General features: G+C 49.8%; 13 protein-coding genes and 1 tRNA gene. 3 read left to right on the top strand and 11 right to left on the bottom strand.

Translation table 11 applies throughout. The features are described from left to right. Window positions 1–174: 174 nt before the first annotated feature. The 8 genes from A8F97_RS11910 to A8F97_RS11870 all read right to left on the bottom strand — a co-directional run bounded on the left by A8F97_RS11910 (window position 175) and on the right by A8F97_RS11870 (window position 9175). The gene (locus A8F97_RS11910; protein ID WP_033071082.1) at window positions 175–1914 is read right to left on the bottom strand and encodes a UvrD-helicase domain-containing protein; all 1740 of its coding nucleotides are present in this window, start codon (window positions 1912–1914) and stop codon (window positions 175–177) included. Continuing rightward, window positions 1911–3662, bottom strand: coding sequence for an ATP-dependent nuclease (locus tag A8F97_RS11905; RefSeq protein WP_033071083.1), 1752 nt, complete (start codon window positions 3660–3662; stop codon window positions 1911–1913). Before A8F97_RS11905 ends, A8F97_RS11910 begins: the two co-directional genes overlap by 4 nt. A 23-nt stretch (window positions 3663–3685) precedes the next feature. Then, on the bottom strand, window positions 3686–4759 hold the full coding sequence (locus A8F97_RS11900) for a serine/threonine-protein kinase (protein ID WP_033071084.1): 1074 nt from the start codon (window positions 4757–4759) through the stop codon (window positions 3686–3688). Next, window positions 4756–5811: a serine/threonine-protein kinase gene (locus A8F97_RS11895; RefSeq protein WP_033071085.1), complete on the bottom strand. Its 1056-nt coding sequence runs from the start codon at window positions 5809–5811 to the stop codon at window positions 4756–4758. Before A8F97_RS11895 ends, A8F97_RS11900 begins: the two co-directional genes overlap by 4 nt. An 11-nt stretch (window positions 5812–5822) precedes the next feature. Next, window positions 5823–6983 carry a protein phosphatase 2C domain-containing protein gene (locus A8F97_RS11890; protein ID WP_033071086.1) on the bottom strand — a complete coding sequence of 387 codons (1161 nt, stop codon included), beginning with the start codon at window positions 6981–6983 and terminating at the stop codon, window positions 5823–5825. A 17-nt stretch (window positions 6984–7000) separates the two neighbouring features. Beyond that, entirely contained in the window at window positions 7001–7222 is a 222-nt protein-coding gene (locus tag A8F97_RS11885; RefSeq protein WP_033071087.1) for a type II toxin-antitoxin system RelB/DinJ family antitoxin, read from the bottom strand. Window positions 7223–7706: 484 nt separating this feature from the next. Next, window positions 7707–8921, bottom strand: coding sequence for a tyrosine-type recombinase/integrase (locus tag A8F97_RS11875; RefSeq protein ID WP_033071089.1), 1215 nt, complete (start codon window positions 8919–8921; stop codon window positions 7707–7709). A gap of 177 nt (window positions 8922–9098) precedes the next feature. After that, window positions 9099–9175, bottom strand: a tRNA-Arg gene (locus A8F97_RS11870). Between the two features lie 398 nt (window positions 9176–9573). Between A8F97_RS11870 and A8F97_RS11865 the strand changes: the two genes are divergently transcribed. Then, window positions 9574–12027 (top strand): DUF3772 domain-containing protein, encoded by a 2454-nt coding sequence (locus A8F97_RS11865; RefSeq protein ID WP_033071090.1) that lies wholly within the window; start codon window positions 9574–9576, stop codon window positions 12025–12027. Window positions 12028–12210: 183 nt separating this feature from the next. Here the strand turns inward: A8F97_RS11865 and A8F97_RS11860 are convergent, their stop codons facing one another. Both A8F97_RS11860 and dgcA read right to left on the bottom strand, forming a co-directional pair. Continuing rightward, window positions 12211–13071: a D-amino-acid transaminase gene (locus tag A8F97_RS11860; RefSeq protein ID WP_033071091.1), complete on the bottom strand. Its 861-nt coding sequence runs from the start codon at window positions 13069–13071 to the stop codon at window positions 12211–12213. A gap of 42 nt (window positions 13072–13113) precedes the next feature. Next, a complete protein-coding gene (dgcA, locus tag A8F97_RS11855; protein ID WP_014699070.1) occupies window positions 13114–14094 on the bottom strand; it encodes an N-acetyl-D-Glu racemase DgcA in 981 nt (326 codons plus the stop codon). Window positions 14095–14475: 381 nt separating this feature from the next. On the opposite strand from dgcA, the gene alaC reads away from it, so the two are divergent. Both alaC and gspS read left to right on the top strand, forming a co-directional pair. After that, window positions 14476–15717 (top strand): alanine transaminase, encoded by a 1242-nt coding sequence (gene alaC / locus A8F97_RS11850; RefSeq protein WP_014699071.1) that lies wholly within the window; start codon window positions 14476–14478, stop codon window positions 15715–15717. A 108-nt stretch (window positions 15718–15825) separates the two neighbouring features. Continuing rightward, on the top strand, window positions 15826–16239 hold the full coding sequence (gene gspS, locus A8F97_RS11845) for a type II secretion system pilot lipoprotein GspS (RefSeq protein WP_014699072.1): 414 nt from the start codon (window positions 15826–15828) through the stop codon (window positions 16237–16239). Here the strand turns inward: gspS and gspB are convergent. Beyond that, window positions 16236–16799 carry a type II secretion system assembly factor GspB gene (gene gspB, locus A8F97_RS11840; protein ID WP_014699073.1) on the bottom strand — a complete coding sequence of 188 codons (564 nt, stop codon included), beginning with the start codon at window positions 16797–16799 and terminating at the stop codon, window positions 16236–16238. The two genes, gspS and gspB, sit on opposite strands and share 4 nt — an antisense overlap. Window positions 16800–16968 lie beyond the last annotated feature (169 nt).

Below are 16968 nucleotides of genomic sequence, written 5' to 3'. Positions count from 1 at the left end.
TACCAAGGTAATGGCGACCAACTATCGGACGGTGTTGTCGGATGTTGAGTTGCTGCAAAAAGAACTGGAGAACACGCGGCGTCTGCTCGAATCTCGCTGGCCCACTTTCGCTCAAAAATAACAAGGCATCTGCCGTGAACTGTGGCACGGCTTAGGGCTGACGACCACGCAATATTAGGTGGTGAGAAGGGCTGGTATGCCAATCTCTTGAAAACCGTTCGCAACCAATTTAGGCCGTAATTCAGATAGCGAATTGGCTGGAACGCCCAGCCACAAGAGATCCCTGGCGCGCGTCACCGCGACGTATCCTATGCGTCCGACTTCTGAGTCCACTCCATCCAGCATAGCCGTGACGTGTTCTTTGGTTGCCATGTAGAGAACAGCATCCAGGTTCTCGCCTTTCGCCTGATGAACTGTGTCCACACGGATTCTGGCTGTATTTGATGCCGCCAGATCTGCGGTAGTGGCAAGCGGCACATTAGGTAATTTTTTCTTGGCGAGTTTCATACCTATGTTGTTAACAGGCTTCAAGCCATGGTCCTTCTCCAACGTAGCCAGTAATGCCTTTACCCTGGTGAGCAACAGCGGATGCCATTCGGTGTCCGCCTGCAAGGAAGCAGAAGGTAGTCCTGTATCCGGGTTTCGCGTGAAGCGCCAAATTAGGCGGCGCAACGGTTGGGCTTCGGGATAGCTCGCGGGATGTGTGACAGTGGCCACCCACCCCTTGGGCAAATTGACGAGAAGGCCAGCAATGCAAATGGCAACGCCCTTGAAGGCCCCGACATAATCTTGATTCTTGTCACGGGAGATGGCGGCTTGGGCAAAACCTTTCACAGCTCCTTGGCCAGCGGGAGACTCGTTGCCGGCCAACTTGTTGGCAAAGTCACGGCCACGACAGAGCACGGCGGAACGTTCGAGCATCAGTCCTGCCGCGATGACGGTGGCTTGGAATGTGTGTACTAGGTTGTCGCGGTCAGCCGTCCTGTAGGGGATGAAGTACGCGCCATGTGCCGTTTCCGGGATGATGCGATCTGGATCATCGCTACGGTCTGAGAGCTTATTCGCCAGTTCGAGAATTGGCGGTACGGACCGATAGTTGCGGGTCAATTTCAACCCAATGACGCCAGAACGTGTCCCGTACTGCGACAAAAATCTTCCATTGGCCCCAGCAAACTCGTAGATGGCTTGGTTGGGATCGCCGATGAGCGATACCTGCACGCCTGCGTTGATGAGTTGTTCAAGAATGGCCTGATGGAGCGTGCCAATGTCCTGCGCTTCATCAATCAGGATATGCGGATACCGGCGCGCCAAGGCGCGAAGAATCACCGGTTGTTCCCTGAGTGTGCGATAACACCAGTAACGGCCAAGATTGTGTGTATAGGCACCCACAGTCCCCAGGCGATGGACGATCGCAGAGGCATAACCGTGGTTCAACTCTACGACTTGGTCATTGTTCACGTAGTAGAAATAGATGCCGGAGTCACGCCATCCGACCTGCATGGACATGATGCTAACGGGGTAGTTGCCTGGCTTGAAAGAGAAACTGTTCAGGAATGACTCGCCACCAGTGACAAGAAAGGCCGCCTGTGTTGCTTGCATCGTCCGGTGGGCATGGGGGTGAAGAACATGGCGCGTGATGAAACCGTCCAGTGTATTGATGTCAACGCGGTGGCCGCTGGGACCGACCGACATTTCAAGGGCTAAGGACTGGTAGCTTTGTCGGAACGTGTCCACAGCGATATTGGAGAAGGACAGCAGCGCCACTCGGCCACGATGGCTACCAAGCAGTCTGCGCATCTCCGCCAACCGACGTACTGCCGTGTGTGTCTTTCCGCTTCCAGCGCACGCGATAACCGACATGGGGACCAGTGGCGCGTTGATGATAGCCGCCTGCTCAGGGGAAGGTTTTGTCATGGGCGCGCATGTGCCTTTTGGCAAGCATGTTTGATGGCGTTCAGTATGTATTCGGGTATGACACAAGTCCCGCCGTCAGCCAACACTTGCGCCAAAGCTTGGCCGAATCGTCCTTTCTGGACATTATTCTGCTTACGTTCAAACATGCCGCTGAACAAGATGCGCGCCTTTTCAGCATCGCCGCTTGCCGCATTGACAGAAGCCTCAACGGTCTCCCCGATCTTTGGGTGAAACTCCTTGAGTGCGCTCAGCATGGCCAAGCGATTGGCTTCGTGCAGCGCCAGGTCGTACTCCAAGGTCTTCACACCGTGAAAAACCTTCACGAAGGCATCTTCGTTTTCCTTCATCTTGGCCGTGTTGTCGGATACCTTGACAACGTCACCGAGGGCCGGATATAGCGCCTGCGACTCGCTTTCGCCGTCAGCGGGCGTATCCACAGGATCTGCATCGGTAATGACGGATACGGGGATCTTCAATGCCTTTTCACCGAACAGCGGAAGGAAGGAATCAAAGTTCAGGCCCTCAACGCTAATCAGGCTGACGCCATGCTCGCGCAGCTTGTACCCGGCCTTCTCGGCCAACTGGCTGACCAACATCAGTTCAGCAGCGCCTTCGACAAAAATGACTCTGCGGGCAAAGAAGATCTCTGCGCGTGTCACGTCAAGGTAGCGCTCCAGCTTTTCTCGCTTTCCTTTCCCAAAGTCTATGTCGCGGGGGAAGAAGGTTTCGACTGCGCTACCTGTGTCCACTAGGCAGGTCAGGCTGTTGATATGGGCGATGCTGGCGAAATTAGGTGAATGGCTCGTAACGAAGAGCTGAACTGGCTTCTCGCTATCGGTGGCCTTCAGCGTCTCCAAGTAGCTCAACAAGACGGCCTGAAGTTGGGGATGCAAATGTGCTTCGGGCTCCTCGACGATGAGGCTACGATAGCTCGACTCCGGGTTCTTTGCCAGTTCGCTCAGAACAACCGCCATGAAAATCAGATTGTTGAAGCCAAGGCCGTTCTGCTCGATTTCGAAGGCATCAACCATCAGTGATAAGCGCGAGGCCAATCGCTGAAAATCGGTTCCGCTCAATCCCAATTCTAGAAGCTGTGCAAGTTGGGGGCCGAGCATGGTGTCGTGTAGGCCTTTGATTGCGGTATATGTGTTGGTGATCGGCGTATGTTTTTTCAGTTCTTCATCGAGCTTCTTCAGTGCTTCATTGATGTCATCGCGTCCGGCGTCGTCGGATAGCAGATGGAACAGTCTGGCCAGTTGGCTGCTGCGACTGGGTTTCAGGCTCTGAGATGCATCGCGCAATGGCGGCAAATACACCCCGCGCAGGTTCTCCATCATGTCTGAGGTCAGCCCCACATCTTCATGATCCCCGCACCAGCGTTTAGCGCGTAGCCGGCCGATCTTGTCGGCCTCTGCGTACCGAATGGAGATGTGTGCCTCGGCCTTGCCAGCTGTGTCGATTTTCAGCGCTGGAAGAAAGTCAGCTTCATTGTCTTCGTCAAGATCACGAAACACGTACTGAAACATGATGTCTCCAGCCGGTGTCACTCCACGAGGTCGATGGACGTCGTCAACATTGAGCCGGGGATAGGGTTCGTCATGTCCCGCTAGTAGTGCTCGCAGAGCATCGACGACAGCGGTCTTTCCAACGTTGTTTGCACCAACCAAGACGTTTAGGCCGGGTTGGAACTCCAGTTCTGCCTTCTGTAGCTTTCTGAAGTTCGAAATCGTCAACTGTGCCAAATACATTAGCTCCCCCAAATCATCTAAGTTTAATTCTTTGAGAGTTTCAGTACGGGGAGTGCTCTTGGTGCATAACCACCATCATAACTAGCCAAGACGACCTTATCTCCAATGTTAGGTAAATCTCCGTAAACACTATCCTTGTGATAAAAAACATTGCCTTGCTCAGTTGTAATAAACCCATAGGCAGAATGCATAAAATTATTCACCACGCCGATAGTGCGATCAGAAATGGAATAGCATAGCTGGCTGCATTTCCGAACCAAATCATCTGCTGTTGGACGATCGTTAGGATTCTTTCTAAGGCAAGACAGCATTATTTCTATGATTTCTGTAGCCAACGGAGAAAATTGAGGGTTTCTCATTACGAATGACGGTATTTCTGGCTCTGCCGCTTCTACAATTTTTGGAACCGCCCGAAGTCCCTGCCCATAGGGGTACTGTCCGCAGAGCAGGTGATACGTCATTGCCCCAATCGACCAGATGTCTGCTGCTTCGGTAACATCTCTGGGGGTTTCAATCGCCTCCGGGGCCATGTAGGGTAGAGCACCCACAGCGGTTTGTGATGTAGTTAAGCTCTCTTCTCCACCTTCAACCGCTTGTAGTAACTCTTCGCTAGCCATTTTTGCGATACCAAAGTCTGTAACTTTCAATTCTGTGAGAGAGTATTGCCCGCATATCATTATATTTGTCGGCTTCAAATCACGATGAACTACGCCTGCGTGATGGGCTGCTGCAACACCCTTGGCAAGATGATGAAGTATTTTGGCAACCAGATAGGGATCGAGATATTCCGCTTTATCCAGTAAAGCAGCCTTCATATCACTCCCTACTATCAGCTCCTCAATCAAGTATCTTGATTCATTCTCTTTGATATAGTCGAGGGTTTTTGCCACATTTGGATGATTGACTCTTGCAGCGACTACGGCACTTCGACGAAATCGCTTTGTTGCCGATTTGTTTTTTGGGGTTTTTAGAGCAACATTTCTTTCTGTTAGGTTGTCTCGCGCCACATAAACATATTGCATCCCTCCTTCACCAAGGTAATTGAGTATTTGATAGCGGCCGCCTATCAGTGCTCCAGGCAATAAATTTCCACTCATAGCACAATCTCCGGATGCGAAAGGTCGAATGTTATGTATTTTCGTTGATTTTTTTTCTCTGGCGCCCCAAGGGTTACCACACAAGCACCCGGAATTGCGAAGTTATTGCTTACCGCTCGATTGTTTATAAAAACTTCGCCTGAAATTTCTACTGCTCTAAAATCAAACCCATCATATTGAATTTTTATCTGACCAAGACCATGAGCATTTAAGCTGACCGAGCGATTTTTTCCATTCAAAAATGTCGATTTTCCATCGAAAACCACAAGCGCTCTGTGGGTGTCGTGAAGGATATTTTTCGCGAGTAAATCTCTTACCTCCCTCATTGGTGGCCGATTTTTGGGAGATTTAGAGAGACACGAATTCAATGAACTTCGGAGCTCATCTCGTAAATCAAATCTTATTTCTTCGAAAAAATCATTGGCATCAAGCTTTGGTGGACGATATTTCAGATCGCTGGGTAGGTCGCCCATTGCAAGATATAGTGCGCTGGCACCAAACGCATAAACATCTACGGCCGCAGTGAATTTTGGGTTATCTGCATATAGTTCAGGAGCTGCAAATCCCGGCGTTCCGACGAATCCCATCGTGCTAGCACCTTCTCCTTCATCGCGCGCTAGACCAAAGTCGAATATTTTCAAAACCCCTTCATTATCCACTTTCATGTTGTTTGGCTTAATATCTCTATGAATTATTTTTAGATCATGGATATCAGCCAATCCAGAAGCCATCTGCCAGAGAAGTCTTAGATATTCTCCTTTGGTTTTTGGGAATAATCGTTTATCAAACAAATCAAATCCAGAGATAAATTCTTGGACAATTGCCAAGCCCTCATTTTCTGTGGGGAAGATGTCGTATATCTGAACAACATGTTTGGAGCGCATTTTTAGTAGTGCTGAGACTTCGTCTCGTATGCGTCGCTCACTTGCAGCTCCTGGCATTATTTTTATTGCCACATTTCGCGATAATACCTTATCTTGACATGGCAAAACTGTTGCCATTCCGCCAGAAATGTAGTTTCCATCGAATTGATAGCGACCAGCAATAAGCATGTCGTCTCCTTTTAGTCTTTATCTGGAAAATCCACAAAAAGCTCAGGCGCCTTTACTAGTTTTTGTTCGTTCGTTTGGGTTTCTATTTTTTTCTTTGGTGTGCGCTGCCTTTTCTTTGCTGTTTTTTTGGGTTCAGGAGGAACTGTTTTTTCAGGAGATAAGCTTTCTGATAGCAAATCTTTTTTTGCTTCTAATTTCTGGTGATCATTTCTGTCGATCAATTTTTTCTCAATGCTTCCAGAATCGGTAAAAAATACAGGTATCTGCAACTCTCCAAAGGAATCCCATATTTCCAGTTGGTCTTGTTCCAATTCCGCGGTTGATTCGGCTTGATGAGAGATGGATATGACTGCAACCGATGCATTGTCAGGACCTCCGCACCATTTAGATACGTCGATTAGCCTTTTTACGCATACGCCAGGATCTCCGCTATTGGTGATGATTTTCTCAAACCAATCTTGCGACGAAGATAAGTAATGAACCCCATCGGATGTTAGCAAGACATTACGAGATTCCTTTGCCTCAATTGCTCCAGTATGAATATCTAGCTCAGCTTCTGATCCTATAAACTGGAGAAGCTTTGTTTGTTCCTGATCTATTTTGTCTTGTTTGCCAAGCTGGCCGGCAATAGTGTCGTCTTTCGATAATTGATAGACGGATTTTCCATCCCAGCTATATATGCGACTATCACCAACACTAAGCCAGCATGGGTTTTGGTTCTTTAAATGTAGAATGGCAACGAGCGTAGCTCCCCCCGTCTCATTGTATTCCTGAAGAATTCTTGAATTTGCTTCGAGTGCCGCAGCTTTTAACCATTGCTCCGGGCTATTAGCATGTTTATCTTTTGATATTTCAATAATTTTCCCAAGGAACGTTCCGATAGCTTTGGCGGAGCAAAGCGCCCCATCCTTCATGCCTCCAATGCCGTCAGAGAGAGCTATTACGGAATATTCTTGGCCATTAGAGTCAAATCCACGCAATGCTGCGACATGATCTTGATTCTCTTGTCTAACCATTCCAACATCTGTGGCTAGTGCGGCTCCAAGTTGAACGATACGCCTTAAACCAGTGGTGCTTTTCTTTCGGAGCAACCATCTTGAGATGATGTTTGATATTTGCAAGAAATTTAAAGCCATTGTGTTCTCGCCGGTTTTTTGATTGTGATTCATCATAAACGCCTCCCATAGTTCTACTGGATGATTAAAATAATTGAAGGCGATTCTTTCTTGGTCTGGACTTCTGAGCTGTTTGTTAATGCCATCTCAAATGGAATAGATTTTTCCTTCGCTATTTTCATGAGAAAAGTTCTCATTACATCTGAGAGTGATAATCCCATTTCAGCTAAAACTGCAACTTCCTCAGCTCTAACCTCTGAACTAATCCGAGCACGAACGACATCTGAGACTGCCATGTGTAGTACCTCATATATTGTGGCTACATTGTAGCCATATTAGTTCTTTATAGTCCATTATCGGGATAGGCTAACTGTTGCTTTCCGATGTTGACGTTCGGCCGGTCGCGCTAACGAGCTACGCGTCGAGCCGCCCGGGGCTTACGGGCTTCCATCGTTCCCTCGCTCCCCTGCCTGCCGCTTTTCCCCTTGATGGCCCACGTCCGTGGACTCATGGTCGTCGCAGGCGATGAACTCAGGAAATACGGTGGCAACAGGGCCAATCAGGCTCTTCGTGTCAACCGCACCGAACAGCCACAAAGACTGGGCTCCGAATCTTGGAGTCCGGTGTGCGGCGACACTGTGGCCGATGTGTGCGCGCCGCATAAAGGCAATGTTGCTGGGTAAGTCATCGAAGGCGCGTATCAGGTGCTGCACGACTTTGACCGTGCGTTGGCATCCCGAGAATTTATGCAGGCCATACAGAGAACGCCGGATAATCCTCTTACTTTCGCTTACCCATCACCACAACCTTCTTCACATCCCCATGCTCCAGCCCATCAACAAAATCCCCATACCACTGCAACATGCTTCTCCGCTGCTCCAAATACTGGGCATGGTTATACGTCCCACGAATCGTATTTTTGTCCACATGAGCAAGCTGCAATTCGATCCAGGCAGTGTTATAGCCTTGTTCGTGCAGTATGGTGCTCATTGTGTGGCGAAAGCCGTGTCCTGTTGCTTTGCCGTGATAACCAATTCGTTTCAGTACCTGATTAATACTGGCTTCACTCATCGGTTTGGTGATGTCGTTACGTCCAGGGAAAACCAGATTGTAGCGCCCGGTAATTGCCTGGAGCTGTTGCAGCGCATCAATCACTTGATCAGAGAGAGGAACGAGGTGAGGGCGGCGCATTTTCATGCGTTCTTTCGGTACTTCCCAAAGCTGTTTGTCAAAATCAAACTCCTTCCATTCTGCTTGTCGTAATTCGATAGTACGAACGCCGGTAAGCATCAGGATACGTGTTGCCAGTTGCGTGACCTTACTCCCCGAATACATTGATAAAGCGCGTAGAAAATCCGGCAGTTCATCCGGCAACAGATGAGGGTAGTGCGTAGCCTTTGGTGGGGGAAGGGCGCTTGCCAATTCTGATGCTGGATTGTTTTCCGCCCGACCAGTAACAATCGCGTACCGGAACACCTGATTACAGGCTTGGCGGATTTTACGCAATTTGTCGAGTACGCCGCGTTTTTCCAGTTTGCGTAGAGTGGTTAGCATCTCCAGCGGCTTAACTTCAGCAACAGGACGTTTGCCGATATCTGGGAAAATATCGTTCTCAAAGGCTTCCATCAGGTCTTCAGCGTAACCCTTCGACCAGTTAGGACGCTTATATTCATGCCATTCGAGAGCAATGGCTTTGAAGGTGTTATCAATGTTGATTTTTTTAGCCTGTCTTTCAACCTGCTTTTGTTCACTAGGATCGCCACCTGAGGCGACGATTTTGCGAGCCTCTTCCCGTTTTAGTCTCGCTTCAGCCAGCGAGATATCAGGATAAACACCGATAGATAATTTTTTCTCTTTCCCTGCAATGCGGTACTTCAAACGCCAGTATTTGGCTCCATTCGGCTTTATCAGAAGATAAAGGCCCGCACCGTCAGTGAGTTTGTATTCTTTGTCTTGTGGCTTGGCGGTTTCTATCTGTCGAGCATTAAGTGGCATCGTGGGGGCCCCTAATAGTCATTGAACAAGAAGAGCCCCCATAGAGGCCCCCAACATCGACTTGATTTCCAGTATGCTGGGTTGACCTCGGTGGAGCTCAGCGACAGAAAATCCTAGTGGTATCAATGAATATAACGGGGTTTTGTTGAATTCGGTAGAGTCTGGGAGAACTTAAAATGGTACGCCCTACAGGGCTCGAACCTGTGACCTACGGCTTAGAAGGCCGTTGCTCTATCCAACTGAGCTAAGGGCGCATTACGCAAAGAAGTGGCCGCTGCTTGTTGCAACAGTGGGCTGGATTATACCCACAAGCCCCAGTGAGTCAACGGGTTGGCACGGGATTTACGTTATACGGTGAATCCCTGTACAACTTTGGTGAATATTGCTTTTGCTGGTGTGAATTTTTTGCACAATTGCGAGCCCTCTCCACACGAATGACACATAGCAATGAAAGTTTCAGTTTTATCTGCTGGATGCGTTCAGTAATTCTTTTCAAGTTATGAACAGGCATATTCTGCGCCCTACGCTGTTGGTACACTATGCCCGTATTCGTTGGATTTTGGATGAATGCGGGCAGCTTTCACGTGCTGGGGGTCGTTGCTTGGCTATTGATGAATTCGCTATTTCGTCGAACTTTGGAACCTTTTGATTTATGAACATTCTTTCATCCGCATTTTTACGCATTTGTCTATTGACGATGTTAATGCTGCCTGCTGGATATGCAGCGGCGGCGAATGCGGGTTCTGACCCAGATCCACAGCCCGCTCAGACTGATGCACCAGTAAAAATTAATGTTGATGCCGAGTTGATCAAGCTGCAAAAACAGTTGGATAGCATCAAGCAGCAAGTCTCAGGTACCAATAACGACAGCAAATTTGGTGCGTTGAATGACACGACACAGGAACTGGTGAATAGCGCCAGCGAGCTTTCTAATGCGGTTGCGCCGCTACGTGCTCAAATTCAGGCTCAGTTGGATGTATTAGGGCCTGCACCAGAGCCTGGTTCCAGTCTTAATGAAACCAGTGAAGTGACGCGTAAGCGCAATAGCCTGAATGCGCAAAAAGCAAAAATGGATGCGCAGATCGAACAAATTCAGGCTTTACGCACCAGTGCGGCTAATCTGTCGGCGCAAATCGTTACTCTGCGCCGTAGCGCACTGAAAACACAGTTGGCATTGAACTCCGGCAGCATTTTGGGCGGGCGTTTCTGGGCTCCGCTTGCGGCACCGCAGACCGAGGATGTTCGCCGGCTGAGTACTTTTCAAGATCAATTAAGCGATGCTTTTATGGTAGCTTGGGAACCGGACTGGCGTTACGGCTCTGCGTTCCTGATTCTGATTGCAATGGCGATGAGTTCGGCAGGGCGACGGTATCTGGAAAAGTATCTGGCTTGGGCGGGGATCCACTGGTTACCGGAAGGGCGCTTGCGGAGGAGTTTCTTGGCCACGGCATCGGTTATTTCAACCGTGGTAACGATCGGTATTGCGGCAAATTTAATCGATTTTACGTTCACGCGTCATGGCGAGGCGACAGAACGCGTAGTGTCGTTCCTTGATGCGCTGGTGAGACAGGCAATCTTCTGTTCGATGATTGCTGGGCTGGGGCGAGCATTTCTGTCAAATAAACGCCCTTCGTGGCGTTTACCCGCGATTGCGAATCCAGTCGCAAAGGCCATGAAACCGTTTCCTGTGGTTGCCGCTGGCATTATTCTGATCTTCGGTTTTATTGAACAGGTGACGGCGACAGTAGGGACATCGGTTGCGGCAACCATTATGGTGAACGGTTTATCTGCACTGTTCTTAGCCTTCACCGCAGGGACGATCACGCTGAAAAGCGATCAAATTCGTCGGCAGATGGTGCATTCAGGGGAACAACCGGAAGCGCGTTCGACGCTATCTGGCGTTATCCACCTTGCGGTATTGGCGACGTCATTCTCAATACTGGTGTCGTTGGTCATCGGTTATATCTCACTGGCTCGTTTCCTGGCGTTCGAGCTAGTGTGGATTGGCATGGTGTTCTCCTGCCTGTATTTGTTTTCAACGTTTATTACCGATATCTGCGAAAGTATCTTCTCCCCCCATAATGCCAGTGGCAAGCGGATGAAAAATTCGCTCAATCTGGACGATCGGCATCTGGCTCAAGCTACATTGCTTCTGTCGGCTAGCGGTAAAGTCTTTTTAATTTTGATGGCGGCTGTTGCTTTACTAAACGGTACGTTTGGCACGACTACGCCACTGGAATTGGTGCAAAAAGCCGCTGAGATTTGGGGAGGGAAAGGGCTGGAAACATTGAGCATCGTGCCTGCTCATCTGGTTAACGCAGTGCTCTTTTTGGTGGTAGGAGTTTATGTTTTACGCTCTTCAAAACGCTGGCTGGAGGACGAGTTTCTTCCTAAAACGACGTTAGAACGTGGGATCCGTGCATCGCTGGTGACGCTGTTTAGCAACATCGGCTATATCCTGATTATTCTGCTGACGTTGGCGACATTGGGGATTCAATGGAACAAGCTAGCGTGGATTGTCAGTGCGTTGTCGGTGGGTATCGGTTTTGGCTTACAGGAGATAGTGAAGAACTTTATCTCTGGCCTGATTCTGTTGACGGAACGCCCGGTGAAAGTAGGGGACTCGGTCAGTATCAGCGGAGTCGAAGGAGATATCCGTCGGATTAACGTGCGTGCGACGGAAATTCAATTGGGCGACCGTTCGACGGTAATTGTGCCGAACTCGCAATTCATCTCACAGAATGTGCGCAATATTACCATGGGGAACCCCTTTGGGGTTGCGACGCTGGCGCTGACGTTCCCGTTGGATATCGATCCTGAAGAAGTCCGATCCCTGTTGCTGGATGCTTATATCAACCACGATGCGATTTTGGAATCACCAGCACCGTCAGTGAAGTTCAGTCAGTTGACTCCTACGGGTATGGTGCTGAGCGTAACGGGCTATGTCAGCAGCCCGAGAATGGTCTCGGAAGCGAAGAGCGACCTGTTGTTTGAGATCATCAAGCGGTTACGGGCATCTAATATTCCGCTGGCTGTACCGCAGAAGATGGTGCTGGAAAACTCGGGGGTGGCGCTGACTGACGGCACTTCGGGCGAGGATAAATAATGATTTATACCCTAAATAATTCGAGCTGCAGGACAAAACGTTAGCGTTTTGAACAACGCAAAGCATTGGCCCGCAGCCAACGCACATGCAGCTTGCAGTATGACGGGTATAACCATCCGTTATCCGGCATTAAACGGGTAACGGATGAACATCGAAGCCATGCTGACAGGATGTGAAGTGCGGCTATTTTTCCTGCTGTTTAATCATATCGAGATAAATTTCACGCAGTCGTTGAGTTATTTGGCCTGGTTTGCCGTCACCGATCGTTTTGCCGTCCAGCCTGACGACAGGGAGGACGAGCATGGTGGCTGAACTGACGAAAATCTCTTTGGCGTGATACGCCTCTTCCTGTGTAAAACAGCGTTCTTCTAGCGTAATGCCATCCTTTTCTGCCAGTTTGAGCAGCGACTGACGCGTGATGCCGTGCAAAATATCGTTGCTAAGCGGTCGGGTCACCACCGTGTTGTCATGCAGGACGATGTAGCAGTTGCAAGAGCTGCCTTCGGTAATGAAGCCATCTTCGACAAAGAAGGCGTCATCGGCCTTATTGGCGTGGGCATACTCTTTCGCCAGGCTGGCAGCGAGCAGGCTGACAGTTTTGATATCCCGGCGGTGCCAGCGGATATCCTCGGTGGTGACAATGTGTAGCCCTGTTGTGGCTTTCGGGTTGCCGACCAGCGAACGAGCCTGAGTGAATAAAACCAGTGTGGATTTGACGTCCGCAGACGGGAAATAGAAATCACGATCGCCAGCATTGCCGCGGCTAAGCTGTAAATAGATCGCGCCTTCTTGCAGATCGTTTTTATTGATCAGCTCATTGTGAATGTCTTTGAGCGCCTCGGCGGTGACGGGCAGCGTAAGCGACAGTTCGCGGCAGGAGCGTTGCAGGCGAGTGATATGGTCGGGGAAATCAACCAGCTTGCCATCGATTACTGCAGTCACTTCATAGACGGCATCGGCAAACAGGAAACCACGGTCAAATACGGAAATTTTTGCTTCATTCTCTTCTAAATACTGTCCATCAACGTAAACAAGACGTTGCATCACAACACTCCTTAATAGTTGCTCAATGCAGGCTAACGCGCGTTATCCCCACAATAATGCGTTGGGCGGTAATATTTCGCTACCGTTATAGTGCAACCCATTATTGCGATCGCGCTGTAAGAGCAGCGGGCCATCCAAATCGACCACGGTGGCACCCTGCGCGACAATAAATGCGGGTGCCATCGACAGCGATGTGCTCACCATGCAGCCGACCATAATTTTTAAACCTTGTTCCTGCGCGTATTTTCGCAAACGCAGCGCTTCAGTCAGTCCACCGGTTTTATCCAGTTTGATGTTGATCATGTCATAGCGTCCTATCAGAGCGGTTAGCGACTGACTGTCATGACAGGACTCATCGGCACAGACGGGAATGGGGTGAGGCAGATCTGCCAGCACATTATCCTTACCTGCCGGGAAAGGTTGCTCGATCATCGTGACGCCAAGCGCGGCGAGTTCAGGAACCAGCATTAGATAGCGATCGGTATCCCATCCTTCGTTGGCATCCACAATCAGGCGAGCCAATGGAGCACCTTTGCGAACGGCGGCGACTCTGGCCAGATCGTCTGTGTCAGCCAGTTTTAACTTGAGAAGAGGGCGATTGGCATTGCGCATCGCAGCCTGGCGCATATGGTCTGGTGTATCAAGCGATAGCGTATAAGCGGTTTCCAACGCTGTTGGCAAGGGAAGATTCAGGCGCTGCCAAATGCGCTGCTGATGCTGTTTGCACTCTAGATCCCAGAACGCGCAATCAAGCGCATTACGTGCCGCACCGGCAGGTAGAATGGTTTGCAAACTCTCTCGATCTAAACCATTACGAATGTCGTTGTGCAGTGATGCGAGTTGCTCCATTACGCTATCGAGAGATTCACCGTAGCGTGAATAGGGGACGCACTCGCCATAGCCCGTCACGTTGCCGGATTGAAGCGCCACGACAACGACATCGGCCTGACGCTTGCTGCCGCGTGAAATGGTAAATGCACCTTCTATTGGCCAGCTTTCGGTGAAAAATCGCATCTCATTCATAAGCTTACTCTTGAATCACCCTCTCGAATCAACCATCTTGTGTCCCGAGCTATAAATACCTTGCTTAGAAGGCCTGATCGGGTTGTAAAGTGTAATGCTTCTTCCGACGTGTATTCTTCATTTTTCGCGGTTTTAGTCAGAAATAAATGCGGTTTACTTCCGGGCTGAGAAAATTTATGAACGGGTATCGACAGAGCGAATTATCTGAGATAGCTTGAATAAACTCATCACACTTGAGATCGCATGTGCTTTTTTGATTAACGAAATCGGTAGTCGACGAAAACTGGCTTCGTGCGATTTGAAAGATGTTGGGTAGAGTGTCTTTTTACAGGCACTGCGTCGCTCGGACGGTCCGGGCGCTCACGTTAATTTGAGGATGTTATGGCTGATTCACCTTCTCCGCGCCGTTTTACGCGCATCGATCGTCTTCCCCCGTATGTATTTAATATCACTGCTGAATTAAAAATGGCTGCGCGTCGTCGTGGCGAAGATATTATCGATTTCAGCATGGGTAACCCTGACGGCCCGACACCTCCTCATATCGTGGAAAAACTCTGTACGGTTGCACAACGCGAAGATACCCATGGTTATTCGACATCCCGAGGCATTCCGCGCTTACGCCGTGCGATCTCTCGCTGGTATGCCGATCGCTATGAGGTTGATATCGATCCTGAAAGCGAAGCTATCGTCACTATCGGTTCCAAAGAGGGGCTGGCGCACTTGATGTTAGCAACATTGGATCATGGTGATACGGTGCTGGTGCCGAACCCGAGTTATCCGATTCACATTTATGGTGCGGTGATTGCGGGGGCCCAGGTGCGTTCTGTGCCGCTCGTGGAGGGCGTCGATTTCTTTAATGAATTAGAACGTGCGATCCGCGAGAGTATTCCGAAGCCGAAAATGATGATTCTTGGCTTCCCGTCGAACCCGACAGCGCAGTGCGTCGAACTGGATTTCTTCGAGCGCGTTGTTAAGTTGGCGAAACAGTACAATGTGTTGGTGATCCATGATTTGGCCTATGCCGATATTGTGTATGACGACTGGAAGGCGCCGTCGATCATGCAGGTTCCCGGCGCAAAGGACATTGCAGTAGAGTTCTTCACGCTGTCAAAAAGCTATAACATGGCAGGCTGGCGCATTGGCTTTATGGTCGGTAACCCGGAGTTGGTAAACGCACTGGCACGGATCAAGAGCTATCACGATTACGGCACGTTTACACCGTTGCAGGTTGCCGCGATCGCCGCGTTGGAAGGTGACCAACAATGTGTGCGTGATATTGCCGAGCAGTATCGCCAGCGCCGTAACGTTTTGGTACGCGGTCTGCATGAGGCAGGTTGGATGGTGGATGAACCGAAAGCATCAATGTACGTGTGGGCGAAAATTCCGGATGCCTATGCACACCTAGGGTCGTTGGAGTTTGCCAAGCGGATGCTTTCGGAGGCGAAGGTTTGCGTCTCGCCCGGTATTGGTTTTGGGGATTATGGCGATACCCATGTGCGGTTTGCCTTAATCGAAAATCAGGATCGTATTCGGCAGGCGGTGCGTGGCATTAAGACGATGTTCCGTGCTGATGGTATCTTACCGACTACTAAACCCTTATCAGGAAAGGACTCTGCTGCCTGATATCCTCGGCTCCCAGTCGTCCGACTGGGAGCAACATAAACATGCCGTGACAGCGGCTTATCATTTGCTAGAATGCCTACCGTTAATCTCAATCAGGATGAGTTTGTCATGTCGTTATCTCTGTCTAAATTTTCTGCGTTTGCGCTGCTTTGCGTCACGCTGGCCGGGTGCCAACAAACAGGAACGTCTGCCCACAAAGGAACAGTGGCAGGTCAGTCTTCTGCGGTAACGGTCTCTCCTAACGATCAACTGAACCAGTTGTCGTCACTGGTTGCGGCCACCCGCTACCTTAAATCGAAATGTAGCCGCAGCGATCTCCCCGATGATGCGACGATTACTAATGTCGCGTTGGCGGTGGCGAAGCAAAAAGGCTGGGATGTTGCGAGCTATCAGGCTTTACCGCAGCGCAGCGAAAGCTTGTATCAAGGGTTATTAAAAGACAGCACGCCAAAAGAGACGCAGTGTTTGGAATTTAACCGTACCCTGACGCCGTTTATTGATGCCATGCGCAACCACGGCTAAGACGCAGCACTTCCACGTTCATTGTCGGCGGAACGTTCATTCTCGTTGAATTTTCCGCCCGGCCAGTCCTCCAGTGCCTCCAGAATAAACACTTCGCCTTCTACGCTAAAAATGGTCATATCTTGCTGGATTTGTTCTATGGTTAGCCCTTCCACTGGTGAATCGCCTTCGCGGAATTGCAGACCGTTGAGTGTGATACTGCGCTTGGTTTCATCGGACGTATAAACATGTGCGCTGTAGGTCAGCGGCGGAATTTCACCATTGCTGATAGCAGGTAACGGCAGCGTGGTCTTTTTCTCTGGGGGCGCAGGTGTATCAGCATGGACCTCCCCTTGATGAGATGTGGCCGCGGATGTTGTCGGTGCTTGTCCCTCAACCGCAGGCAAGGTAGCGGCCAGAGTGGTCGGTGTGGAAGTCGTCGGACTCCCCCAGCGCTGGTGGCTGAACCAGCCTAGCGCGATAAAAAGCAGAGCATAAACAACCATCAGATAACCGGGCATCGGGTATCTGGCAAGTAGCGCTGGCTGTGGGGGTATCGGTGCGTCCGGTGCGTTATCCACGCGCTCATCCTTAATTATTTACTTAGGCCGTGTAGCATCACATCATAAACGAAAGTTGAACAAACGGATGGTGCTATCTGCCTTATTTTTTAAAAAATAGAAAGAGCTAAAAACTGAATCTCTCTGTTATGTGAGCCTGCCTCCATTTTGATTAAAAGCTATTACAATC

This window comes from Pectobacterium parmentieri (assembly GCF_001742145.1).
Classification (GTDB): domain Bacteria; phylum Pseudomonadota; class Gammaproteobacteria; order Enterobacterales; family Enterobacteriaceae; genus Pectobacterium; species Pectobacterium parmentieri.
This window is presented reverse-complemented; position numbering and strand designations above follow the sequence as displayed.